Raw genomic sequence first — 22,371 nt, forward strand, 5'->3', positions numbered from 1 at the left:
GCTATGAATCTAGCGGTCGAATCTTTAACGCGCCAGATAATTCTCGGAATCAACGACCCAAGGTACTTTGTAGCGCCAGATCCCAGGGCGGCACGGGGCTGAAGCGGCTCTTGAGGTATTCCAGCAACAAACGGCTGCGCGAATTGGTGTTTTGTCCCAGCCGCAAGGCATAAATGCCAGTAGTTTCCGGTTCGGGCAAACCCTGCTCGCAAAACAGTGGCAGCAATTCACCCCGAAGCAGGTGCTCGCTGGCCAGCCAGGTCGGCAGATGCGCAATACCCAGGCCCGCCAGTGCGCCGCTCAGCAACGCTTCAGCGTTATTAGAGAGTAGCCGCATGCGCTGCGGCCGATGCAGTTGCATTTGCCCGTCGAGTTCGAAGCGCCAGGCGAAGTGTGGCGCCAGTCCATCCCAGCCGAGGCCATCGTGCTCGGCCAATTGCTGCGGCGTGCTTGGAATGCCGCGCTGTTGCAGATAAGCCGGGCTGGCGCAGGCGATTCGCACCATGCTCGCCAGCGGCGTGGCCACCAGTCGGGTGTCGGCGATCATACCGGTGCGCAGCACCAGGTCCACCTTGCCCAGATTTGAACCCTGCATGTCGACGAAGCTGTCGATCATATGCAGTTGCACGTCGAGGCCAGGGTAGAGCACCAGAAAATCGGCGATGACCGGCGCCAAGTGCCGTCGCCCGAACGCGGCGGGCGCGTCCACACGGATCAAACCTTCCGGCGCATTGCTCAACGACACCGCTTCGGCCCGCGCCAGGCGCAATTCCGTGACAATTCGGCGGGCCCGTTCGGCAAATGCCAGGCCCGCCGGTGTCGCCGTCACGGCGTGGGTACTGCGGATAAACAATTGGCTGCCGACGGCGTTTTCCAGGCTGTCGATACGCCGTGCCACGGCCGAAGGGGTGAGGGGATGACGGCGGGACGCGGCGGAAAAGCTGCCGGTTTCCAGAACATCGAGGAACAGCCCGAGCTGGTCGGTGAGTTGGTTGGGGTTCATGCGTGATCAATGCTTATGCGAAGTTGGCACAGCCATTGTGCGCTGCTGTGCGTTTCCCCACCAGCGCCGACTGCGTACCATGAAGGCCTACGTGAGGAGTCCGGTGTGATTGAGTCTGTGTTGTTTTTGCTGTTCGGTGCGGCGATGGGGACCTTGGGCGGCTTGTTCGGGATTGGCGGTGGTTTGGTGGCGATCCCGCTGCTCGGGGTGTTTGTCGGGCTCGATCAGCAGATTGCCCAAGGCACAGCGCTGGTGATGGTGGTGCCGAACGTGGTGCTGGCGCTGCGCAAATACCATCAGCGCAATCGCATCGAGTTGCGCCATGCGCTGCCGCTGGCGGTGATGGGATTCATCTTTGCCTGGCTCGGTTCGATCTGGGCGGTGGGCATCGACGCTCAGGCCATGCGCATCGGCTTCGTTGCGTTCCTGGTGGCACTGTCGGTCTACAACGTGGCGCGCATGTTTATCGCCAGCGCGCCGCCGTCCGCTGAGTTGAAGCAACCCTGGCCTTGGCTGGGCGTGCTCGGTGCGGCGTCCGGGACCATGGGCGGTTTGTTCGGCGTAGGCGGGGCGGTGGTGGCGACGCCGGTGCTGACTAGCGTGTTCGGCACCACGCAGGTGGTGGCGCAGGGCCTGTCGCTGGCGCTGGCATTGCCGAGTACCGGCGTCACGCTGGTGACCTACGGCGTTCACCATCAAGTGGACTGGCACGTCGGCATTCCGCTGGCGATTGGCGGTTTGCTCAGCATCACTTGGGGCGTGAAAGCCGCCCACGCCCTGCCAGAGCGCACGTTGCGCGGGTTGTTCTGCGGCTTTTTGGTGGTCTGTGCGGTGATGCTCGCATTTAAAGTTTGAAGCCCTCGACGATGTGCTCGGCCAGGCATTCAGTGATCGGCGACGGTTTGTTAAGGTTGCGCAGCAGCATGATGCTGGCTTCGGGCAATTGTGGCAGGCCTTCAGCTTCACCAAGGATGCGCATGTCCGGGGTGATCAGGCTTTCCAGTTGCGCGGTGACCGCCAGCCCGGCGCTGACCACTGCCATCAAGGCCGAGAGGCTGGAGCTGTTGTAGGCAATCCGATAATCGCGGCCCATGGCGTCCAGCGCATTGCAAGCCCAGGCGCGGCAGAAGCAATCGTCATTGAACATCGCCAGCGGCACCGACGCCTGTTCGTGGGGGCTGTAGCACAGCGCTTCGGCCCAGACAAACCGTTCTTTGCGCAGCAACTGGCCGATCTCGTTGCCCGGCTCGCGAGTGACGATCGACAGGTCGAGGTCCTGGCGTTGTAGCAGTTGCCGGGAGGACTCGCAGTGCACTTCGATCTGAATCAGCGGATAAATCTGCGCGAATCGCGAAAGAATCCCCGGTAAAAACCGCATCACATAGTCGTCGGGCGTGCCAATGCGCACCGTGCCGACCATGTGCGGCTCGCGCAGGGTATTGAACACTTCGCTGTGCAACTTGAGGATGCGCCGGGCGTAACCCAGCAACACCTGGCCTTCGGCGGTGAGCTTGACCTGCCGGCCATCGCGCTGGAACAGCTGACGCTGCAGCACATCCTCTTCCAAGCGTTTCATCTGCATGCTCACCGCTGACTGCGTGCGGTTGACCAATTCACCAGCGCGGGTAAATCCGCCCTGATCGGCAATCGCGACGAAGGTGCGTAGCACTTCGGTGTCGATACTGGGGAAGCTGGACAAATCATCAATCTCCGAGATGTCTACCATCAGAAACATTCGTTGGATTGATCTTAGTCGCGAGCAGAGACTTGAGCCATCCCCAACGGAGGGCAACATGATGAAAGGTCAACACGATTATGCGTTAGCAGAACAGTCCGCAGAACACGGTCATTCCCTGAGCGCGTTGCTGCATAAATTCAGTCGTTGGTACGAGCTGCACCGCGAGCGCGAACTGCTCGCTGGTTTGAGTGATGAGGCGCTCAAAGACATTGGCGTCAGCCGCGCCGACGTCGAGCACGAAGCCGTTCGACCCTTCTGGGATGACCCGATACACAAATGAGGTCTACACAAGTTGTCAGTGATTCAGGTAGGTTGCGGGCAGGAAAGGAGACGTTCCATGCCCGCACCGCCTGCCGCATCCTCGCTGTCCCTCAAACAGGCTCGACGCCTGGCCCTCGCTGCCCAAGGCTTTAATGGTCGGCCCATTAGCGAAGTCAAACCGGCGCATCTCAATCGCCTGATCGATCGCCTGGGTATCCTGCAAATCGACTCGGTCAACGCGGTGGTGCGCTCGCACTATCTGCCGCTGTTCTCGCGCCTTGGCCACTATTCCCCGACGCTGCTCGACCAGGCTGCCTGGAGCCACGGCCGCCGCCGGACCTTGTTCGAATACTGGGGCCATGAAGCTTCGTTGCTGCCGATTTCGATGTATCCGCTGATGCGCTGGCGCATGGCCCGGGCCCGTCGCGGCGAGGACATCTATCAGCACTTGGCCAGGTTCGGCCGCGAGAACCAAGACACGGTTCGTCGGGTATTGGCCTCGGTTGAAGAGCGCGGTGCCCTGGGCGCCGGGAGTTTGTCTACCCGTCAAGACAAGGCCGGGCCCTGGTGGGACTGGAGCGCGGAAAAATCAGCGCTGGAATGGTTGTTCGCCGCCGGTGAAGTCACGGTGGCTGGGCGGCGCGGTTTCGAGCGGTTATACGACTTGCCGCAGCGGGTGTTGCCGGCTTCCGCCCTGCAACAGCCCGAACTCGATGAAGCCAGCGCCCAGCGCGGTTTATTGCTGCATGCCGCCACAGCGTTGGGGGTCGGCACGGAAAAAGACTTCCGTGATTACTTTCGTCTGAACCCCGGTGACAGCCGCGCGCGTCTGGCGGAGCTGGTCGAAGATGGTCAGTTGCAAACCTTCAACGTGCAAGGCTGGACGCAGATTGCCTACGGCTTGCCGTCGCTGGTGGTGCCGCGCAAAGTCAGCACCAGCGCCTTGCTCTCACCCTTCGATTCGCTGATCTGGGAACGCGGCCGCACTGAGCGTCTGTTCGATTTCCGCTATCGACTGGAGATCTACACCCCGCAAGACAAGCGGGTTTATGGCTATTACGTGCTGCCGTTCCTGCACAACGAGCGCATCGCCGCACGGGTCGACCTGCGCACCGAGCGTGCGGCAGGGCGCCTGGCGGTGCATGCGGTGCATGAGGAAGAGCCCGGGCTGGACGAGGAGGGCATGCGGGCGTTGGCGGTCAACCTGGGGCGGATGGCAGATTGGTTGGGGTTAGAGCAGGTTCAGGTGAATTGTGGGCGGGTGAGCGGGGTGAGATTGGTGGCGGCATTGGCGGGGATTTTGGGGGACTGAGCGGGCGCTATCGCGAGCAGGCTCGCTCCCACAGGAAAATGTATTTCAATGTGGGAGCGAGCCTGCTCGCGAAGAGGATCTTACCGCTCCCCCAAATCTCAGCGCCGAACCTGCTTCAACGTCTCGGCAATCAAAAACGCCAGTTCCAGTGACTGGTCGGCGTTCATCCGCGGATCGCAGTGGGTGTGATAGCGGTCCGACAAGCCATCTTCGGTGATCGGCCGTGCGCCACCGATGCATTCGGTGACGTTCTGGCCGGTCATCTCAATGTGAATCCCGCCGGCGTAGCTGCCTTCGGCCTCGTGCACCTGGAAGAACTGTTTGACTTCGCCAAGGATCTGCGCGAAATCGCGGGTCTTGTAGCCACTGCTGGCCTTGATGGTGTTGCCGTGCATCGGGTCGGAGCTCCACAGCACCTGCTTGCCCTCGCGCTGCACCGCGCGGATCAGCGCCGGCAAATGATCGCCGACCTTGTTCGCGCCCATCCGCGCAATCAGGTTCAAGCGGCCGGGATCGTTTTCCGGGTTGAGCACGTCGATCAGGCGAATCAGGTCGTCAGTGTTCATGCTCGGGCCGACTTTTACCCCGATCGGGTTCTTCACCCCACGCAAAAATTCGACGTGAGCGCCGTCCAACTGACGGGTGCGATCACCGATCCACAGCATGTGCGCCGAGCAATCGTAGTAATCGTTGGTCAGGCTGTCGCGCCGCACGAAGGCTTCTTCGTAGTTCAGCAGCAGCGCTTCGTGGGCGGTGAAGAAACTGGTTTCGCGCAATTGCGGCGAACTGTCCATGCCGCAGGCGCGCATGAAGGCCAGGGTTTCATCGATACGATCGGCCAGGTGGCTGTACTTTTCCGCCAGCGCCGAGTTGGCGATGAAGTCCAGATTCCACTTATGGACTTGATGCAGGTCGGCAAAACCGCCCTGGGCGAAGGCGCGCAGCAGGTTAAGGGTCGCGGTGGACTGGTGGTACGACTGCAGCAAGCGCTCCGGGTCGGGCACGCGGCTTTTTTCATCGAAACCGATGCCGTTGACGATGTCGCCACGATAGGCCGGCAGGGTGACGTCGCCGATGGTTTCGTCATTCGCGGAGCGGGGCTTGGCAAACTGCCCGGCCATGCGCCCGACCTTGACCACCGGGCAGCCGGCAGCGAAGGTCATGACGATCGCCATTTGCAGCAACACCTTAAAGGTGTCGCGGATTTTAGCGGCGGAGAACTCGGCGAAGCTTTCGGCGCAATCGCCGCCCTGCAGCAGGAACGCGCGGCCCTGGGTCACTTCGGCGAACTGGCGGCGCAACTCCCGGGCCTCACCGGCAAACACCAGCGGCGGATAACTGGCCAGGGTTTGCTCGACCTGGCGCAAATGCGCCGCGTCCGGGTAGTGGGGTTGTTGCTGGATCGGCAGGGCGCGCCAGCTGTCAGGGCTCCAGGGTTGGCTCATTACGGTCTCTAGTTGTTTTACGCTCGGGCCGTCATGTTAGCAGCAATTAGTGCGTGACCTGTTCCCGCTGCTTGGCCGACAATCGCGCCTTTGCCGCGCCGGGTGCGGTGACCATTGCGTTGCCGCGCCGGTGACGATCAGGAGACGAAATGACTGAGGAGCGCGTCGAGCATCTGCTCGCCGAGGTGCACGACGAATTCGGCATGATCCGTGTGCTGGAAGTGGCCGATTACCGTTTTCTGGAATTCGGCGATGCCATCGAGCAGAGCTGCGTGTTCACCGCCGATCCGAGCTGGCTGGAATACGATTACACCCGCGCGATGCTGATCGGTGCGCTGTGCCATGAACAGCCGGAGAGTGCGCTGTTTCTTGGTCTCGGCGCTGGCACTCTGACCCAGGCGTGTCTGAAGTTCCTGCCGCTGGAAGATGTCGAAGCCATCGAATTGCGCCCGGACGTGCCGCGCCTGGCCATCGAATACCTCGGCCTGGACGATGATCCGCGGCTGTACATCCGCGTCGGTGATGCGCTGGAACTGCTGGAGACCGCCGAGCCGGCCGACCTGATTTTCGTCGACCTGTACACCGACGTCGGTCCGGGTGTCGGGCATCTCGCCTGGGGTTTTCTGGAAAACTGCCAGAAGCGCCTTAATCCCGGTGGCTGGCTGGTGATCAACCAATGGGCCACGGATGACGGCAAGCCGCTGGGCGCGGCGCTGTTACGCGGTTTGTACCACCGTCATTATTGGGAACTGCCGGTGAAGGAGGGCAATGTGATCCTGATCGTGCCGTCGGAGCTGGATCAGGAACTCGACCTGCCGGGCCTGACCGCCCGCGCCGAAGCCTTGGCGCCACGGTTGGGGTACTCGTTGCAGTCGCTGATCAAAGCGATTCGCCCGGCGACGTGATGACTTGGCTTCCGCGGCGAGCGCGCTCATGGCGTGACGTGGATATTCTGGCTGGCGGGCTTTTTGTGGCGAGGGAGCTTGCACCCGCTGGGCTGCGCAGCAGCCCCAAAAACCCGAAGCAAGCTTACCTCTGCCTTGAAACGCGGTCCCTGTGGGAGCGGGCTCGCCCGCGAAGGCGGCCTGACTGCCAACGCATGAATCAGAGCCCTTTGAACACCCCGGGCCGCCGCTCCACCATCGACCTGACCCCTTCCTTGGCATCCTCGCTGGCCAGCAACTTCTTCACCAGCGGCGGCAAGCCCTGGGCCGCCGCAGTCTCGCCTTCATAACGGGCCTGGCGCGCCGACATTAATGTCGCCTGCACTCCCAGCGGCGCCTGCCGTGCAATGCGTTGCGCCAGCTCCATTGCCCGTGGCAGCAAGTCTTCGCTGGCCATCACTTCTTGCACCAGCCCCAAATGCAGCGCCTCATGGGCGTCGAACTCATCGCCGGTCAGCAACCAGCGCATCGCATTGCCCCAACCGGCAATCTGGTGCAGGCGCAAGGTCGCGCCGCCGAAGGGGAAGATGCCGCGTTGCACCTCCTTCTGCGCGAAGCGGGTGTTGCTGGCGCACAGGTTGATGTCCGCCGCGAGCATCAATTCGATGCCGATGGTCAGGCAATACCCCTGGGCGGCGACGATCACCGGTTTGCTCACCCGCGGGCCGGCGAACACGCCCCAGGGATCGCAGCCGCCAACGGGGACTTGCCAGCCTTCGGCCAGCGCGGCGCCGACGCTGACCAGATCGAGCCCGGCGGTAAAATGCTCACCGTGCCCGAACACCACCGCCACCCGTAGTTCGCTGTCGGCCTCGAACTCGCCGTAGGCCAGGCTGAGGTCGTTGAGCAGAGCGATATCGAAAGCGTTGCGCTTGGCCACCCGATCCAGGCCAATCAACAGGACGTGGCCCTGGCGCTCTCGAGTGACCTGGCTGGCTGTGGCGCGGGGAGCGGGCTGATTCATTGGGGCATTTCCTCGGAGGGGAAGGTGGACTCGAGTGAAGAGACAGGGTTATGCAAGGTGAATCGTTTAAGCGCCATCAACCCGCTGGGGCGGGCCTGTGCAAAATAGACCTATCCGCCGTTATCCGCAAAGCCTGTGACAAGCGTGCTTACGTGGCTGGTTTCCGACAAATAAAGCTCCCTTTTTGGGCGAATTCCGGTATAGTGCGCGCCGGTCTTTAGCCAGGCCGCGTTCAGGTAGCGCAATTCCCCGAAGTCAGCTTCGGCTGCACGTCCGCATAGCGGGCTCTTCCTAGACGACTCTTTTCATTCATTCGTTTTCGCAAATCCCCGCCGACAAAGCAGCCAGGGCGACTCTTGAGTCTTACACGGCATGCGCAGCTTTGGAGCATGGGTCTTTGCGGATGCACTTAGAGGCAGACCCATGACCCAGGAAACCGGCGGCTTCGCCGCTTTTAATCTTAATCCGAACATTCTTGCAGCCGTCGCCGCAACCGGCTACGAAGAACCTTCGGCTATTCAGCAGCAATCGATCCCGATCATCATGGCCGGCCAGGACATGATTGGTCAGGCGCAAACCGGTACGGGTAAAACCGCTGCGTTCGCCCTGCCTATCCTGCATTGCATCGATCCTGCCAAGCGCGAGCCGCAAGCCCTGATCCTGGCGCCAACCCGTGAGTTGGCGCTGCAAGTAGCAACCGCTTTTGAAACCTACGCCAAGCAAATGCCAGGCGTGACCGTTGTGGCCGTCTACGGCGGCGCGCCGATGGGCCCGCAACTGAAAGCCATCCGCAACGGCGCACAAATCGTCGTCGCCACCCCGGGTCGCCTGTGCGACCACCTGCGTCGTGACGAAAAAGTCCTGTCGACCGTGAACCACCTGGTTCTCGACGAAGCGGACGAAATGCTCAAGCTCGGTTTCATGGACGACCTGGAAGTGATCTTCAAGGCACTGCCAGCGACCCGTCAGACCGTGCTGTTCTCGGCGACCCTGCCACAGTCGATCCGCGCCATTGCCGAACGCCACCTGCGCGATCCGCAACACGTGAAGATCCAGACCAAGACCCAGACCGTTACCGCGATCGAACAGGCTCACCTGTTGGTTCACGCTGACCAGAAGACTTCGGCCGTTCTCAGCTTGCTGGAAGTGGAAGATTTCGACGCCCTGATCATGTTCGTGCGCACCAAACAAGCAACCCTGGACCTGGCCAGTGCCCTGGAAGCCAAAGGCTATAAAGCCGCTGCGCTGAACGGTGACATCGCCCAGAACCAGCGTGAGCGCGTGATCGACTCGCTCAAGGATGGCCGTCTGGATATCGTTGTGGCCACTGACGTTGCCGCCCGTGGCCTGGACGTTCCGCGTATCACCCACGTGTTCAACGTGGACATGCCTTACGATCCGGAATCCTACGTGCACCGTATTGGCCGTACCGGCCGTGCCGGTCGCGAAGGCCGCGCGCTGCTGCTGGTAACGCCGCGTGAGCGTCGCATGCTGCAAGTCATCGAACGTGTAACGGGTCAGAAAGTCGCCGAAGTGCGCCTGCCGGACGCCCAAGCCGTTCTCGATGCCCGCATCAAGAAATTGACCAACAGCCTGTCGCCGCTGGTCGCTGATGCCGAGTCGACCCACGGTGACCTGCTGGATCGTCTGACCGCTGATATCGGTTGCACCCCACGTGCCCTGGCGGCTGCGCTGTTGCGCAAAGCCACCAACGGTCAGGCCCTGACCCTGGCGGCGATCGAGAAAGAGCGTCCACTGGTGCCGAACAACGCACCCCGTGGCGACCGTCCTGAGCGTACCGGCGACCGTCCGGACCGTGGTGATCGTGAGCGTCGTGCGCCGATCCCGTTGGCCGAAGGTCGTGCCCGTTGCCGTACCGCGCTGGGCGCGCGTGACGGTATCGCCGCGAAAAACCTGCTCGGCGCGATCCTCAACGAAGGCGGCCTGGCCCGCGAAGCCATCGGCCGCATCCAGGTGCGCGACAGCTTCAGCCTGGTCGAGCTGCCGGAAGACGGTCTGGAAAAACTCCTGACCAAACTGAAGGACACTCGCGTTGCCGGTAAGCAGTTGAAGCTGCGTCGCTACCGCGAAGATTGATCCGCTTGCGCTGATTGATCGCCCATAAAAAATCCCCGACTGGTTCGGGGATTTTTTTTGCCTGCTAACGGTGCTTGAATTCTCCCGAGACCTTGTGGGAGCGAGCCTGCTCGCGAACGCCGCACCTCGGTCCAACTGTCAGCCAAAGCGATAAATATCCATACCCAGCGCGCCCATGGTGAACCCCGTGTGCGCCACGCTGAACTCGCCCCCAGCGCCACGGGCGAAGTACAACGGCAACAAATGCTCGTCAGTCGGATGGCTGCGCACCGCGTTCGGTGCCTGGCGACGGTAGTCGTGCAGTGCGATTTCATCGCCGGCCGCCAGTTTGTCGATCATCCAGTCGCGGAAGGCCTGGGCCCAAGGTTCGACGCTTTCCGGGCCGGCGCGCCAGTCCAGCTCCCGCAGGTTATGAGTAATGCTCCCGGAACCCACCAGCAACACACCTTGTTCGCGCAGACTGGCCAAGGCATGACCGACGCGGGTTTGCAGGGCAGGGCCGGCCTGGCTCGGCAGTGACACCTGCACGATCGGGATGTCGGCCTCGGGGTACATCAGCGACAGGGGCACCCATACTCCGTGATCGAATGGCCGGCGAGTGTCAATGCGCGCCGGCAAGTCGCTGGCCTTGAGTAACTCAACCACTTCGCTGGCCAGTTGCGGATCGCCGGGCGCCGGGTATTGCACGGCGAACAGCGCCGGCGGGAAGCCACCGAAGTCGTGCCAGGTTTCAGGGTGTGGATTCCCACTGACCAGCAGCTCCCGACTTTCCCAATGCGCGGAGACCATCACAATGGCTTTAGGCCTCGGTAGCTCGTTCGCCAGGCGTTTCAGGGCTGGGCCGCTCTCGCCGGGTTCGAGGGCCAACATAGGTGAACCATGAGAAATAAACAGGCTGGGAAACATAAAGGGTTCCTGAGCGTTAAGATGGCACCATCTTCAGTCAGATCATTGATCTAAATCTAATATAAGTTTTAGGGTCTTTTGATCGAATTTTTGGGATTAAATATGCAGCCGGAATTTTGGCACAAGCGCTGGGCGTCGAATCAGATCGGCTTCCATCTGCCGCAAGTGAATCCCTATCTGCAACGGTTCTGGCCGCAACTGGCGCTGGAAGAGGGCGCGCGCGTGCTAGTGCCGTTATGCGGCAAGACGCTCGACCTGCTGTGGCTGGCCCGCTGTGGTCACGAGATATTGGGCGTCGAGCTGTCGGAAAAGGCCGTGGAAGATTTCTTCAGCGAGCATCAGCTTGATCCCTACGTCAGTGAACAGGGGCCATTCAAGGTCTACCGCGCCGGTTCCATCGAGCTGTGGTGTGGTGATTTCTTCGAATTGACCGCCGGTGACGTCGCCGATTGCGCCGGCCTGTACGACCGCGCGGCGCTTATCGCCTTGCCGTCGAAGATGCGCGAGCAGTACGCGGCGCACCTGAACCGGATTCTGCCCAAAGACGCTTGCGGACTGTTGATCACCCTGGATTACGACCAGACGCAAAAGGACGGACCGCCGTTTGCCGTGCTCGATGATGAAGTGCAGCGATTGTTTGGCAGTGCCTGGTCGTTAAAGATTCTGGAGGATCAGGATGTGCTGGGCGAAAGCTGGAAATTTGCCGAGGCGGGAGTGACGCGATTGGAGGAGCGGGTGTATCGGCTTTCCGGTCGGTAATCGGCCCGCGCCACCCGCCAGACAAAAAAAGGCCCGCATCTGCGGGCCTTCTCTTTTAGCGCAGTCGCTATCAACCGCGACGACGCAGCGCGTCAATCCGCTCTTCCAGCGGTGGGTGGCTCATGAACATGCGAGCCAGGCCCTGCTTGATGCCGCCATTGATGCCGAATGCGGTCAGGGTGTCGGGCATGTGCACCGGCAGGCCTTGCTCAGAGCGCAGCCGTTGCAGCGCACCGATCATCGCGCTGGTACCGGCCAGACGGGCACCGGCTTCGTCGGCGCGGAATTCGCGTTTGCGCGAGAACCACATGACGATGGCGCTGGCGAGGATGCCCAGGACCAGTTCGGCGAAGATGGTCGCCACGTAGTAGGCGATGCCGCGGCCTTCTTCGTTCTTGAAAATCACCTTGTCGACGAAGTTACCGATGATGCGCGCAAAGAACATCACGAAGGTGTTCACCACGCCTTGCACCAGCGCCAGGGTCACCATGTCACCATTGGCCACATGGCCGATTTCGTGAGCCAGTACGGCTTTCACTTCATCGGGCGAGAAACGCTCGAGCAAACCCTGGCTGACCGCAACCAGCGCGTCGTTCTTGTTCCAGCCGGTGGCGAATGCGTTGGCCTCGTACGCCGGGAAAATCCCCACCTCGGGCATCTTGATCCCGGCTTCGCGGGACAGCTGCTCGACGGTTTGCAGCAGCCATTGCTCGTGGCGGGTGCGCGGCTGGCTGATGATTTGCGTGCTGGTGCTCATCTTCGCCATCCACTTGGAGATGAACAGCGAGAACAGCGAACCGGCAAAACCAAACACCGCACAGAAGATCAGCAGCTGATTGAGGTTCAGATCAACCCCATTGGCCGCCATGAACCCGTTGAAGCCGAACAGGCTCAGGGTGATGCTGGCAATCAGCACGACCGCCAGGTTAGTGGCCAAGAACAGCAGGATGCGCATCATGTTGGTAGAAATCTCCTCATGCTTAAGATGTAGCTTACTGCGGGGTATATAAGGTGCCGCACCGGTCGATTCAACAGAGTGACTATTTCAAACTGTGTCCTAGGACCGAATCCCAATCATCCGGGCGTTTTCCCACGGCCAAAAGCGACACGTACTACAGACACCCGCAGCCCGCCGCCGTTACGCAGCGCGCCGAAACCGGGTTCGAATCGGTAGTGTAGAAGGCGTAGGGAAGTGAGTTGAGCAGATGTGTTGCTGAATCAGACAGCGCGCAACCGATCGGGCGGTCACGCGCGGGTCCCCGGTTACTGGCGGTAGGACTTGAGGAAGTGGCCGATGCGGCCAATCGCCTGTTCCAGGTCATCGACCCGGGGCAGGGTGACAACGCGGAAGTGGTCCGGCCATGGCCAGTTGAACGCAGTGCCCTGGACCACCAGCAGCTTTTCCGAGAGCAGCAGGTCGAGCACGAATTTCTCGTCGTTGTGGATCGGACAAACCTTCGGGTCGATGCGCGGGAAGGCATACAACGCGCCCATCGGCTTCACGCAGCTGACGCCCGGAATGTCATTGAGCAGTTCCCAGGTGCGGTTGCGCTGTTCCAGCAAGCGGCCTTGCGGGAGCACCAAGTCATTAATGCTCTGGTAGCCGCCGAGGGCGGTCTGGATCGCATGCTGGCTCGGCACGTTGGCGCACAGGCGCATGTTGGCGAGCATGTCGATGCCTTCAATGTAGCTCTGGGCGTGCTGTTTCGGCCCGGAAATGGCGATCCAGCCAGAGCGGAAACCGGCGACCCGATAGGATTTCGACAAGCCGTTGAAGGTCAGGCACAACAGGTCCGGCGCCAGCGAGGCGGTGCAGATATGCACGGCGTCGTCGTACAGAATCTTGTCGTAGATCTCGTCGGAGAACACCACCAGATTGTGCTGTCGCGCCAGTTCGAGCATGCCCAGCAGCACTTCTTTGGAGTACACCGCGCCGGTCGGGTTATTTGGGTTGATGATCACCAGGGCCTTGGTGTTCGGGGTGATCTTAGCCTTGATGTCATCCAGGTCCGGCCACCAGTTGGCCTGTTCGTCGCACAGATAATGCACCGGGTTGCCGCCGGACAGGCTGACAGCAGCGGTCCACAGCGGGTAGTCCGGAGCCGGCACCAGCACTTCGTCGCCATTGTTGAGCAAGGCTTGCATCGACATCACGATCAGCTCGGACACACCGTTGCCCAGATAGATGTCTTCGATGCCCACGCCTTCTACCTGCTTCTGCTGGTAGTACTGCATTACAGCCTTGCGCGCGCTGAACAGGCCTTTGGAGTCGCTGTAGCCTTGGGCAGTGGGCAGGTTGCGGATCACGTCCTGGAGGATTTCATCCGGCGCTTCGAAACCAAAAGGCGCCGGGTTGCCGATGTTCAGCTTGAGGATGCGATGGCCTTCCTCTTCCAGGCGTTTGGCGTGCTTGAGCACTGGGCCGCGAATGTCGTAGCAGACGTTGGCGAGCTTGTTCGATTTGCTGACCTGCATGGCAATGTGTTCCCGAAAATGAACGATCCAGGCGGCGTTTGCACGACCGTGCTGGTACTCCTGCGTTTGAACGCGGGCCGATAGCCAGGGGAGTGCGCCGACATTCCGTTTGAATGGGCGTAATCTGGCTGCCAGACTGGCGTCTGACGAGGCGCAATCATACGTGCCGTCCGATCCGTGGAAAAGGTTCAGATCGGGCTTTTTAAGCTGCTGAGGAATGACGATGGAAAAGCTGGATAAAACCCTGGAAGAATGGAAAGCCATGCTCGACCCCGAGCAGTACAACGTGTGCCGCCTCAAGGGCACCGAGCGGCCGTTCTCCGGCAAATACAACGACACCAAGACCGACGGCATTTACCACTGCATCTGCTGCGACGCGCCGCTGTTCGATTCTACGACCAAGTTCGATTCCGGCTGCGGCTGGCCGAGTTTCTATCAGCCCATCGGCGACAGCGCCACGACCGAGGTGCGCGACGTCAGCCACGGCATGATCCGCACGGAAGTGGTCTGCACCCAATGCGACGCGCATCTGGGCCATGTGTTCCCGGACGGCCCGCCGCCGACTGGCCTGCGCTATTGCATCAATTCGGTGTGCCTGGACCTGGTACCGCGCGGGTAAACGAACTGACGCAGGGCGACCGATCCGGTCGCTCTCGGCATTAATTAGATTGCACACAATTCAATTGCACTCTATGTTTGGCGTTTCCCGCCCACCCCGAGAGCGATTTCATGTCCGATACCCTGTTGAATATCCCGTGCACCACGATCAAGGGCGAACAGAAGACCCTGGCCGATTTCGCCGGCAAGGCCGTGTTGGTGGTCAACACCGCCAGCAAATGCGGGTTTACTCCGCAGTACAAAGGCCTTGAACAACTGTGGCAGACCTACAAGGACCAAGGCCTGGTGGTGCTGGGCTTTCCTTGCAACCAGTTCGGCAAGCAGGAGCCGGGCAACGAAGGGGCGATCTCTGAGTTTTGCGAGATGAATTTCGGCGTCAGTTTCCCACTGTTCAAAAAGATCGAGGTCAATGGCGCCGGTGCGCACCCGCTGTTCGTGCAACTGAAAAAACGCGCTCCGGGCCTGCTCGGTTCACAGGGCATTAAGTGGAACTTCACCAAGTTCCTGATCGGCAAGGACGGCCAACTGGTCAAGCGCTTCGCCCCGACCACCAAACCCCAGGACCTGACCCGCGAGATTGAAGCCCTGCTCAAATGAACAGTGGGTCAGCCGATTCGCTGCAGCTCGACAGACAGTTGTGCTTCAAGCTGTACGCCGCGTCCCGGGCGGTGATCCGTGGTTACAAGCCGATGCTCGATCAACTCGGCCTGACCTACCCGCAGTACCTGGTGATGCTGGTGTTGTGGGAATGGCAGGAGCAGGCGCCGGAACTGCCCACGGTCAAGGCCTTGGGCGCGCGCTTGGCGCTGGATTCCGGGACGCTGACGCCGTTGCTCAAGCGTCTTGAACAACTGGATCTGGTGCAGCGTCAGCGTTCCGCCCGGGATGAGCGAGAAGTGCACCTGGGGCTGTCCGCGGCCGGCCTGGCCCTGCGTGAGCGGGTGGCGCCGCTCAAGGCCCAGCTGTTGTGCGACAGCGGCGTCGATCCCGACAGCCTCGGCGTATTGCGCGAGCAACTGGATCAACTGCTCAAGCAGATCAAAGACTTGTCGTAGTCGGCACCCAGAGCTCCAGCAACGCCGCCAGTTCTTCGCGGCGGAACGGTTTGGCCAGGTAATCGTTCATGCCGGCGGCGCGGCAGCGCTCCCGTTCTTCGGGCATGGCGTTGGCGGTCAGCGCTACGATCGGCAGGTCCGGCCAGCGTCCGCTGCGGCGGATTTGCCGACTGGCCTCGTAGCCGTCCATCACTGGCATGTTGCAGTCCATCAGCACCATGTCGAATTCGCCGTGTTCCAGTTGCTCCAGCGCCTCGGCGCCATGGGCGGCCACCGTTACTTCGCAACCCAGTTTGCCGAGCATGCCCTTGGCCACCAATTGGTTCACCGGATTGTCCTCCACCAACAGGATGTGTCCGCGCCGACGGGCCGAGGTCTGCTGCAGCTGTGTCTGGTTGATCGCGGTCATCGGCCCCTGAAGCGTGCGGCTGAGGGTTTGATACAACGCCGTGCGCGCCAGTGGCCGTGCCTGTTGTTGCAAGGGCGCGAGTGCGGTGGCCTCTTCGCTGGGCATGAAACTGCCATAGGCGGTCACCAGCAGAATCGGCGCGGTCAGCCCTGGCCGCAAGGCGAACAGGCATTCCGGGCAATCGGTAATCAGCACGTCCGGGTCAAGCCCGATCAACGAGTCATCCAGCGTGCGCTGCTGATAATCCAGGCCCCAGCCCGGCAACAGGCTCTTGAGCAGTTCCGCCAGGCCGCTGCTGGTGGCGGTAATCGACACGACCTTACCGTGCAACGGCGTGGGTGGCAGCATCGCGGTGTGGCAGGGCAGCGGCAGGTCGGCGCAGAACTGGCTGCCGAAACCGGCCTCGGAACTGATGGTCAACCGGCCCTGCATGGCTTCGCAAAGGTTGTAGGTCAGCGCCAACCCAAGGCCGGTGCCGCCGAATTGTCGGGTGATGCCGGCGCCGGCCTGGGTGAACGGCTGGAAGATTTTCACTTGGGCATCCTGGGCAATGCCAATGCCGGTGTCGCAGACTTCGATGCGCACGCCGTCTTCATGTTGTTTCAGGCGCACGTCAACACGGCCGAAACGGGTGAACTTGAGCGCGTTGGACAGCAGGTTGCTGACGATCTGCCGCACCCGTGTCGGGTCTCCAAGCACCAGCGCCGGAAACCGCGGATCGATCAGGCAGGTGAGTTCGACACTCGGCGCGGCGTTCTGCGACAGCAGGTTGGCGGTGTCTTCGATCAAGGCACCGAGGTCGAACGGGATGTGTTCCAGCTCCAGTTGGCCGGCATCGAATTTCGACAGGTCGAGAATGTCGTTGAGCAGCTCCACCAAGACCTTGCCGGAGTCATGGGCAATCGACAATTGCTGTTGCTGTTCAGCGGTCAGCGGGCCGTCCAGTGACAGCGCAATCATGCCCAGCAGGCCGTTGAGCGGGGTGCGGATTTCATGGCTCATGTTGGCCAGGAACACCGAACGCGCCTGGGCCATGTCCAGCGCGGTGCTGCGAGCGGCCTCCAGCTCTTCGTTGGACTGGCTGAGCCGGGTGTTGATGGCCTTGAGTTCAGCGGTGCGAGCCGAGACGATGTTTTCCAGTTGGCCGAGGTAATCGGTCAGGCGATTTTCGGCGCTGCGCCGTTGCTGGATTTCCGTGGCGATGTTTTCGAACTGCTGGTTGGCGACGCGCACCAGCACGCCGATCTCGTCGTTTTCATGGCCGCCGGGGCATTCCAGGCGTTTGGGCTCGGCGCTACGCGAATCGCGCCCGCTGAGTTCGCGAATCACCCGTACCAGTGGCTTGGTCAGCATCACGTAAAACAGCGCCAGAAGAATCCCGGTCAGCAGCAGGCTGCGCACGAAGCCGTTGAGCAAGGTCACTTCGGCCCGGCGCAGAAACCGGCTGCCGAAGGCGAAGGTGTCGACTTCCAGGCGCAGGGTGCCGAGGGATTCGTTGGGCATGTTGTCGAGATACAGACGATCTTCGAACTGTCGGTTGGCGCCGAACAGCCAATCGCTGATCATCCGATAGCCGCTGTGCAGGCCGGGACGGTTGACGTTGGCCAGCACGTTGCCGTTGTTGTCGCTGAGCTGCGCGGCGATGATCGCCGGTGAGCGCAGCAGGCCGAGGGTCAGTTCCTGGGCCAGTTCGGCGTCAATGTTATAAGCGATGCGCGACGCCGGGTTGTGGCTGATTTCCAATAGCGAGACTATTTCACGATTGATGGACGCGTCTTCACTGGCATAATCGATGCCTATTTGCAGCAGACTGAGCAGCGTGCCCAAGACGAAGCCGACCAGCACGGTCAGCCTGGCCTGTTTAAACGACAGGCGGTGGGTGAACTTGATATCCATAGGGTGTTGAACCACTTCCGTTTCCCTTCGCTGCTCAAGCATAGTCGATCGTCGCGTTATTCAGACGTCGAAGCCGAGGGATAAATTCGCCGGCCTGCGCTATGTGTCGGCTGTCTGCCGCCCATCATTACTGTGAACGAGCCCGAGGAGAAGACGTGGATTCCCGATTGAATGCTTTTCTTGAACGCGCCGACGCGGTCCTGGCGCGGATCGAGCCGCTGCTGCCGGCGCCTCGGCCAGTCATCGACTGGTCGCAATGTCTGGCCGCACGCTGGCAGCGCGAGGGCCGCAGCGGCTTTCTGCTGCCGCTGGAAGTCAGCCTCGACATGCGCTTATCCGACCTGATCGGCGTCGATCGCCAGCGCGAACAACTGTCGCGCAACACCCAACAATTTCTCGACGGCATGCCCGCCAACCATGCGTTGCTGTGGGGTTCGCGCGGCACCGGCAAGTCGTCGCTGGTGCGCGCGTTGCTGGCGGAACACGCCAAGGGTGGCTTGCGCCTGATCGAGCTGGAGCGCGATCACCTGGCGGACCTGCCGCGGGTGGTCGAGCAAATCGCCAAGCTGCCGCAACGCTTCGTGCTGTTCTGTGATGACCTGTCGTTCGAGGCCGGCGAGGGCGATTACCGGATCCTCAAAAGCGTGCTCGACGGCTCGCTGGAGCAGGCCCCGGACAATGTCTTACTGTACGCCACCTCCAACCGTCGCCATCTGGTGCCGGAAAAGGAAAGCGATAACGAAAACTGGAAACGCGTCGACGGTGAATTGCACCCGAGCGAGGCGGTGGAAGACAAAATCGCCCTATCGGATCGCTTTGGCCTGTGGCTGTCGTTCTACCCGTTTACCCAGGAACATTTTCTCGACGTGGTCGAGCACTGGATCGGTGAACTCGCGACCAAGGCCGGGCTGGCCTGGCAGCGGGATGAAGCACTGGATATCGAAGCCGTGCGCTGGGCGACCGGGCGCGGTAACCGCAACGGTCGTTGCGCGTATCAATTTGCCCGCTATTGGGTGGGCCTGAAGTTGTTGGAGCACAAAGCATGATCGATTTGAACCAGACTGGCGCCGGCCTCGAAGGCTACCGCTTGCTCTGCGCACAGCTGGAATCGCTGCTGGCGGGCGAGCAGGATTTCATCGCCAACGCGGCGCAGTTCTCCGCTTTTCTGTACAACCAGATCGACGATTTGAATTGGGCCGGGTTTTACCTGAACCGCAACGAAGAACTGGTCCTCGGCCCGTTCCAGGGACAGATTGCCTGTGTGCGCATCCCGTTTGGTCGTGGGGTTTGCGGCGCGGCGGCGGCCAGTCGGCAGACGCAATTGGTCGAGGACGTGCACGCGTTCCCCGGCCACATCGCCTGCGACAGCGCTTCTAACAGTGAGCTGGTGGTGCCTCTGATCAAGGACGGACGCCTGATTGGCGTGCTCGACCTCGACAGCCCTAAGCTGGCGCGTTTCACCGAGGCCGACCAGGCCGGCATCGAGCAACTGGCGGCCATCTTCCTGCGCCTGACCGACTGCTGATCACTCTCGCAGGCCTGCCTTGACCAGCAGGCCTTCGGTGTCCACTTCGTCGAGTTGCTGCGGGTCGAGGTAGCGGCGGGCGTAGGTCAAATACACCCCTTCGCCGATAAACAGCTCGAACAGTTGAGGGTCGATGTGGGCGTCGCGGCACATGGTGGCCATGATCCCGAGTGCCTCGCTCAAGGTCTTGGCCTTCTTGTACGGGCGGTCAGCTGCGGTCAATGCTTCGAAGATATCGGCAATTGCCATCATCCGCGCCGGCAGGCTCATGTCCTCGCGTTTCAAGCCTTTCGGGTAACCGCTGCCGTCCATTTTTTCATGATGGCCGCCGGCGATTTCGGCGATGTTGCCCAGGTGGCTGGGGAAGGGCAGGTGGCTGAGCATCAGGATGGTCTGCACCATGTGATGGTTGATGATGTAGCGCTCTTCCCGGGTCAGGGTGCCGCGCGCGATGCTCAGGTTGTACAGCTCGCCGCGATTGTATTTGTGCTGGGGCACATCGAGTTTGAATCCCCAGGGATTGTCTGCGGGAATCAACTCTTGCGGGGCGCGTTCCACAAGGTGTTCGGGCTTGTCCGCGAGCAAGGTTTCACTGACCGGCAACGGCGGCGCCGGGGTCCGCGCCTGACGGCGGTTTTCCTCCCACGACACCCCCAAGCGATCATCCAGGGTGCGGGTCCAGCGCTGTTCGGCAATCAGTCGCAATCGTTGCAAGTCGCTGTCGGCCATTGCTTCGCCGCCCAGATTGCAGCGGGCAACAAACGCGAAGTCGTCGTCCAGCCCTGCCAGGCAGGCGTCGCGCAACGAAGCCAGCTGTGCTTCGTCACCACCCAGGGCTAACGACTGCCAGTAGCTGATCCAGGCATCGCGCTTGAGCACTTCGAAGCGGGTGCGGATTTCGTGGATGCGGTCGTTAATGGTTTCCAGTTTGGTGGCTTTGTCGACCACGTACTCGGGCGTGGTGACCTTGCCGCAGTCATGCAGCCACGCCGCGATGTGCAAGGCTTCCCATTCGTCTTCGGTCGGCTGATAGGCACTGAATGCCGGGGACTGGCTGGCAGCAGCGGCTTGGGCAAGCATCAGGGTCAGCATCGGTACTCGCTGGCAATGGCCGCCGGTGTACGGACTTTTCGCATCGATGGCGCCGGCCAGCAACTGGATGAACGAATCCAGCAGTTGCTTCTGCCGTGCCTGCAAGCGCTGGCTCTCGATACTGACTGCCGCCGCGCCGGACACCGCTTGCAGAAACGCGATGCGATCGGGTCGCAGTTTTTCCAGATCACCCGCGCTGCCGCTGTCGGCCAGTAGCAGAACCAGCAGACCGACGGTTTCGTTATGCCGGTTGTGCAGGCGCAGGCCGATCAGGTGCACTCGTGGGCTTTCCAGCGCCAGCAGCACCTGCTGCAAATCACCGGCCTGTTCGAAACCGAGGCTGGTGACGATATTGTTGGCGTTGGCCAGGCGGTGCAGCCAGGCGGGGCTGCCGGTCGCCAGCAGATCATGGCTGCCGACGCCGAAGGCACTGGCCGGTTGTGCGTCACCTTTGATGATTAACCCTTGCGGGTCGAGCTGATTGCCATCGCCTTCACGCAGGTAGATCAAACCGGCCTGGGCCTGGGCGATGTTCATGGTTTCACTCAACACCCTCTGCAGCAACGGGGCGAAGCGGGTTTCGGCGCTGAGGCTGTCGGTGATCCGGAAAAAACTGCCCAAAGTGTCTTTCATCCGCGACATCGACAGGCTCAGCTGATCGATTTCCAGTACCAGCGAGCGGGTGACCGGGTAATGGAAGTCGAAGCTGCGAATCGCGTCAGCCTCGTTCACCAGCGCGTGCAGCGGCTTGACCAGGATCCGCGAGGTCAGCCAGCCCAGTGGCAGGCATAACAACAATGTCGCCAGGGTGATCAACGCCCCTTGCCAGCGCAGGCGATAAGCATCGGCGAGCAATTCGTCCTCGGGCACCAGCAACGCCAACTGCAAACCTTGCGGCGCGCCGACGGCAATCTTACTGCGCGCGACGATCCATTGGCGCCCGGCGGCTTGCAGGCGATTGTCCTGCTGCGTGTCGGCGATCAGCGCGGCCAGCACCGGGCTGAGGTCCCGCGCCTTGACCAGATGTGCGCTCTGGTCATCGACGATCAGCCGCTGGCTGTCGGGGTAGGCGACGGCGTTTCCGTCGGCGTCGATCAGGGCAATCTCGGTGTTGGGGCTGATCACATGCTTGGCCAGGGTCGCCGAAAGATCAGCCAGGGTCAGGTCGGCGCCAATCACCGCTTGCGCGCCGCTGCGCCGGGCGAGGGTGGTGCCGACGTTATGGGTGGAAAAGAACACGTAAGGCGCGGTGGTGATCTGATCGGCATCGGCCATGGCGCTGCGATACCAGGCCCGCAGGCGTGGATCGAAGGCACTGTCGGGGTTGGGCTCGCGAGCGAGAAGCGTCAGTGTGTCGTCGAAGAACAACGATTGAGACTGCACATTACCGTCAGGCTGGCGCTCGAGGCTCCACACCTGATAACGCGCGCCGGGCGGGGCCTCGAGTTGATCTTTCAGGGCCTGGGTGCGCAACGGCCGGACCATGAAAAAATCCCCGCTGGCGTAACCCAGATACAGCGAGGCCAGGTTGGGGTTGTCGTCGAGGGCCTGGCCAAACGATCTGAGCAGCGCCAGGCGTTGCTCCAGCGATGGCGCCTGAGCCGCATCATGGAGTGCCAGCAGGCTCAGCAGATGACGGATCGGCTGGTACGTGGCCTGCACATCCAGGTGCACATCCTGCTCGATCCTCTCGAACAGTTTTTCGCTGCTCGACAGGATGATCTGCGTGGTTTGCCGGTAGTTGAAAACGCCCAGCACCACGCCGGTCAACAGGAGGAGAGAGGTGAACATGATGCTGATATGGATGTGCAGCGGAAAGCGGCGTCGATCCGGGCGCAGTGGGCTGGGCATTACTGAACTCTCTCCATGTCG

General features: G+C 61.5%; 20 protein-coding genes. 11 read left to right on the top strand and 9 right to left on the bottom strand.

Translation table 11 applies throughout. The features are described from left to right. Positions 1 to 49: 49 nt before the first annotated feature. Entirely contained in the window at positions 50 to 1,003 is a 954-nt protein-coding gene (locus RG836_RS21030; protein WP_310849178.1) for a LysR family transcriptional regulator, read from the bottom strand. Between the two features lie 144 nt (positions 1,004 to 1,147). Here RG836_RS21030 and RG836_RS21035 point away from each other — a divergent pair, with 144 nt between their 5' ends. Then, the gene (locus RG836_RS21035; RefSeq protein ID WP_409078100.1) at positions 1,148 to 1,858 is read left to right on the top strand and encodes a sulfite exporter TauE/SafE family protein; all 711 of its coding nucleotides are present in this window, start codon (positions 1,148 to 1,150) and stop codon (positions 1,856 to 1,858) included. On the opposite strand, the gene RG836_RS21040 is transcribed toward RG836_RS21035, so the two are convergent. Further along, positions 1,848 to 2,702 carry a LysR substrate-binding domain-containing protein gene (locus RG836_RS21040; protein WP_310849341.1) on the bottom strand — a complete coding sequence of 285 codons (855 nt, stop codon included), beginning with the start codon at positions 2,700 to 2,702 and terminating at the stop codon, positions 1,848 to 1,850. The genes RG836_RS21035 and RG836_RS21040 overlap by 11 nt on opposite strands. A gap of 97 nt (positions 2,703 to 2,799) precedes the next feature. On the opposite strand from RG836_RS21040, the gene RG836_RS21045 reads away from it, so the two are divergent. Together RG836_RS21045 and RG836_RS21050 are read left to right on the top strand one after the other, a co-directional pair. Then, entirely contained in the window at positions 2,800 to 3,021 is a 222-nt protein-coding gene (locus tag RG836_RS21045; protein WP_310849342.1) for a DUF1127 domain-containing protein, read from the top strand. Positions 3,022 to 3,078: 57 nt separating this feature from the next. Next, positions 3,079 to 4,314 carry a winged helix-turn-helix domain-containing protein gene (locus tag RG836_RS21050; RefSeq protein WP_310849182.1) on the top strand — a complete coding sequence of 412 codons (1,236 nt, stop codon included), beginning with the start codon at positions 3,079 to 3,081 and terminating at the stop codon, positions 4,312 to 4,314. Between the two features lie 98 nt (positions 4,315 to 4,412). Here RG836_RS21050 and RG836_RS21055 read toward each other — a convergent pair whose 3' ends face one another. Next, on the bottom strand, positions 4,413 to 5,759 hold the full coding sequence (locus RG836_RS21055) for a class II 3-deoxy-7-phosphoheptulonate synthase (RefSeq protein ID WP_310849184.1): 1,347 nt from the start codon (positions 5,757 to 5,759) through the stop codon (positions 4,413 to 4,415). A gap of 149 nt (positions 5,760 to 5,908) precedes the next feature. Between RG836_RS21055 and RG836_RS21060 the strand changes: the two genes are divergently transcribed. Further along, positions 5,909 to 6,664, top strand: a complete 756-nt coding sequence (locus tag RG836_RS21060) for a spermidine synthase (RefSeq protein ID WP_310849186.1) — start codon at positions 5,909 to 5,911, stop codon at positions 6,662 to 6,664. Positions 6,665 to 6,863: 199 nt separating this feature from the next. Here the strand turns inward: RG836_RS21060 and RG836_RS21065 are convergent, their stop codons facing one another. Continuing rightward, positions 6,864 to 7,667, bottom strand: a complete 804-nt coding sequence (locus RG836_RS21065; protein ID WP_310849188.1) for a crotonase/enoyl-CoA hydratase family protein — start codon at positions 7,665 to 7,667, stop codon at positions 6,864 to 6,866. A gap of 423 nt (positions 7,668 to 8,090) precedes the next feature. On the opposite strand from RG836_RS21065, the gene RG836_RS21070 reads away from it, so the two are divergent. Beyond that, entirely contained in the window at positions 8,091 to 9,764 is a 1,674-nt protein-coding gene (locus RG836_RS21070) for a DEAD/DEAH box helicase (RefSeq protein ID WP_310849190.1), read from the top strand. Positions 9,765 to 9,902: 138 nt separating this feature from the next. On the opposite strand, the gene RG836_RS21075 is transcribed toward RG836_RS21070, so the two are convergent. Further along, positions 9,903 to 10,670, bottom strand: a complete 768-nt coding sequence (locus tag RG836_RS21075; protein ID WP_310849192.1) for a DODA-type extradiol aromatic ring-opening family dioxygenase — start codon at positions 10,668 to 10,670, stop codon at positions 9,903 to 9,905. Positions 10,671 to 10,772: 102 nt separating this feature from the next. Here RG836_RS21075 and RG836_RS21080 point away from each other — a divergent pair, with 102 nt between their 5' ends. Beyond that, positions 10,773 to 11,429: a thiopurine S-methyltransferase gene (locus RG836_RS21080; RefSeq protein WP_310849193.1), complete on the top strand. Its 657-nt coding sequence runs from the start codon at positions 10,773 to 10,775 to the stop codon at positions 11,427 to 11,429. Between the two features lie 70 nt (positions 11,430 to 11,499). Here RG836_RS21080 and htpX read toward each other — a convergent pair whose 3' ends face one another. Together htpX and RG836_RS21090 are read right to left on the bottom strand one after the other, a co-directional pair. Then, positions 11,500 to 12,387 (bottom strand): protease HtpX, encoded by an 888-nt coding sequence (gene htpX / locus RG836_RS21085; protein ID WP_310849194.1) that lies wholly within the window; start codon positions 12,385 to 12,387, stop codon positions 11,500 to 11,502. A 305-nt stretch (positions 12,388 to 12,692) separates the two neighbouring features. After that, a complete protein-coding gene (locus tag RG836_RS21090; protein WP_310849197.1) occupies positions 12,693 to 13,904 on the bottom strand; it encodes a pyridoxal phosphate-dependent aminotransferase in 1,212 nt (403 codons plus the stop codon). Between the two features lie 223 nt (positions 13,905 to 14,127). On the opposite strand from RG836_RS21090, the gene msrB reads away from it, so the two are divergent. The 3 genes from msrB to RG836_RS21105 all read left to right on the top strand — a co-directional run bounded on the left by msrB (position 14,128) and on the right by RG836_RS21105 (position 15,577). Continuing rightward, a complete protein-coding gene (msrB, locus tag RG836_RS21095; protein ID WP_310849199.1) occupies positions 14,128 to 14,523 on the top strand; it encodes a peptide-methionine (R)-S-oxide reductase MsrB in 396 nt (131 codons plus the stop codon). A 110-nt stretch (positions 14,524 to 14,633) separates the two neighbouring features. Continuing rightward, positions 14,634 to 15,119: a glutathione peroxidase gene (locus RG836_RS21100; protein WP_310849201.1), complete on the top strand. Its 486-nt coding sequence runs from the start codon at positions 14,634 to 14,636 to the stop codon at positions 15,117 to 15,119. Then, positions 15,116 to 15,577, top strand: a complete 462-nt coding sequence (locus RG836_RS21105) for a MarR family winged helix-turn-helix transcriptional regulator (protein WP_310849203.1) — start codon at positions 15,116 to 15,118, stop codon at positions 15,575 to 15,577. Before RG836_RS21100 ends, RG836_RS21105 begins: the two co-directional genes overlap by 4 nt. Here RG836_RS21105 and RG836_RS21110 read toward each other — a convergent pair. Further along, a complete protein-coding gene (locus RG836_RS21110; RefSeq protein WP_310849205.1) occupies positions 15,561 to 17,882 on the bottom strand; it encodes a hybrid sensor histidine kinase/response regulator in 2,322 nt (773 codons plus the stop codon). The two genes, RG836_RS21105 and RG836_RS21110, sit on opposite strands and share 17 nt — an antisense overlap. 155 nt (positions 17,883 to 18,037) lie before the next feature. Here RG836_RS21110 and RG836_RS21115 point away from each other — a divergent pair, with 155 nt between their 5' ends. Both RG836_RS21115 and RG836_RS21120 read left to right on the top strand, forming a co-directional pair. Then, on the top strand, positions 18,038 to 18,928 hold the full coding sequence (locus RG836_RS21115) for an ATP-binding protein (protein ID WP_310849207.1): 891 nt from the start codon (positions 18,038 to 18,040) through the stop codon (positions 18,926 to 18,928). Then, a complete protein-coding gene (locus tag RG836_RS21120; protein ID WP_310849209.1) occupies positions 18,925 to 19,407 on the top strand; it encodes a GAF domain-containing protein in 483 nt (160 codons plus the stop codon). The genes RG836_RS21115 and RG836_RS21120 overlap by 4 nt, the downstream gene beginning before the upstream one ends. On the opposite strand, the gene RG836_RS21125 is transcribed toward RG836_RS21120, so the two are convergent. Then, positions 19,408 to 22,350, bottom strand: a complete 2,943-nt coding sequence (locus RG836_RS21125; RefSeq protein WP_310849211.1) for an HD domain-containing phosphohydrolase — start codon at positions 22,348 to 22,350, stop codon at positions 19,408 to 19,410. It lies immediately after the preceding gene. Positions 22,351 to 22,371 lie beyond the last annotated feature (21 nt).

The organism is Pseudomonas rhizozeae (assembly GCF_031583775.1).
Classification (GTDB): domain Bacteria; phylum Pseudomonadota; class Gammaproteobacteria; order Pseudomonadales; family Pseudomonadaceae; genus Aquipseudomonas.

What these genes read in the sequence shown, in the direction of transcription:
- RG836_RS21030 (WP_310849178.1), bottom strand. Translation starts at nt 1,003, where the DNA reads ATGAACCCCAACCAACTCACCGACCAGCTCGGGCTGTTCCTCGATGTT.
- RG836_RS21035 (WP_409078100.1), top strand. Translation starts at nt 1,148, where the DNA reads ATGGGGACCTTGGGCGGCTTGTTCGGGATTGGCGGTGGTTTGGTGGCG.
- RG836_RS21045 (WP_310849342.1), top strand. Translation starts at nt 2,800, where the DNA reads ATGAAAGGTCAACACGATTATGCGTTAGCAGAACAGTCCGCAGAACAC.
- RG836_RS21050 (WP_310849182.1), top strand. Translation starts at nt 3,079, where the DNA reads ATGCCCGCACCGCCTGCCGCATCCTCGCTGTCCCTCAAACAGGCTCGA.
- RG836_RS21055 (WP_310849184.1), bottom strand. Translation starts at nt 5,759, where the DNA reads ATGAGCCAACCCTGGAGCCCTGACAGCTGGCGCGCCCTGCCGATCCAG.
- RG836_RS21060 (WP_310849186.1), top strand. Translation starts at nt 5,909, where the DNA reads ATGACTGAGGAGCGCGTCGAGCATCTGCTCGCCGAGGTGCACGACGAA.
- RG836_RS21065 (WP_310849188.1), bottom strand. Translation starts at nt 7,667, where the DNA reads ATGAATCAGCCCGCTCCCCGCGCCACAGCCAGCCAGGTCACTCGAGAG.
- RG836_RS21070 (WP_310849190.1), top strand. Translation starts at nt 8,091, where the DNA reads ATGACCCAGGAAACCGGCGGCTTCGCCGCTTTTAATCTTAATCCGAAC.
- RG836_RS21075 (WP_310849192.1), bottom strand. Translation starts at nt 10,670, where the DNA reads ATGTTTCCCAGCCTGTTTATTTCTCATGGTTCACCTATGTTGGCCCTC.
- RG836_RS21080 (WP_310849193.1), top strand. Translation starts at nt 10,773, where the DNA reads ATGCAGCCGGAATTTTGGCACAAGCGCTGGGCGTCGAATCAGATCGGC.
- htpX (WP_310849194.1), bottom strand. Translation starts at nt 12,387, where the DNA reads ATGATGCGCATCCTGCTGTTCTTGGCCACTAACCTGGCGGTCGTGCTG.
- RG836_RS21090 (WP_310849197.1), bottom strand. Translation starts at nt 13,904, where the DNA reads ATGCAGGTCAGCAAATCGAACAAGCTCGCCAACGTCTGCTACGACATT.
- msrB (WP_310849199.1), top strand. Translation starts at nt 14,128, where the DNA reads ATGGAAAAGCTGGATAAAACCCTGGAAGAATGGAAAGCCATGCTCGAC.
- RG836_RS21100 (WP_310849201.1), top strand. Translation starts at nt 14,634, where the DNA reads ATGTCCGATACCCTGTTGAATATCCCGTGCACCACGATCAAGGGCGAA.
- RG836_RS21105 (WP_310849203.1), top strand. Translation starts at nt 15,116, where the DNA reads ATGAACAGTGGGTCAGCCGATTCGCTGCAGCTCGACAGACAGTTGTGC.
- RG836_RS21110 (WP_310849205.1), bottom strand. Translation starts at nt 17,882, where the DNA reads ATGGATATCAAGTTCACCCACCGCCTGTCGTTTAAACAGGCCAGGCTG.
- RG836_RS21120 (WP_310849209.1), top strand. Translation starts at nt 18,925, where the DNA reads ATGATCGATTTGAACCAGACTGGCGCCGGCCTCGAAGGCTACCGCTTG.
- RG836_RS21125 (WP_310849211.1), bottom strand. Translation starts at nt 22,350, where the DNA reads ATGCCCAGCCCACTGCGCCCGGATCGACGCCGCTTTCCGCTGCACATC.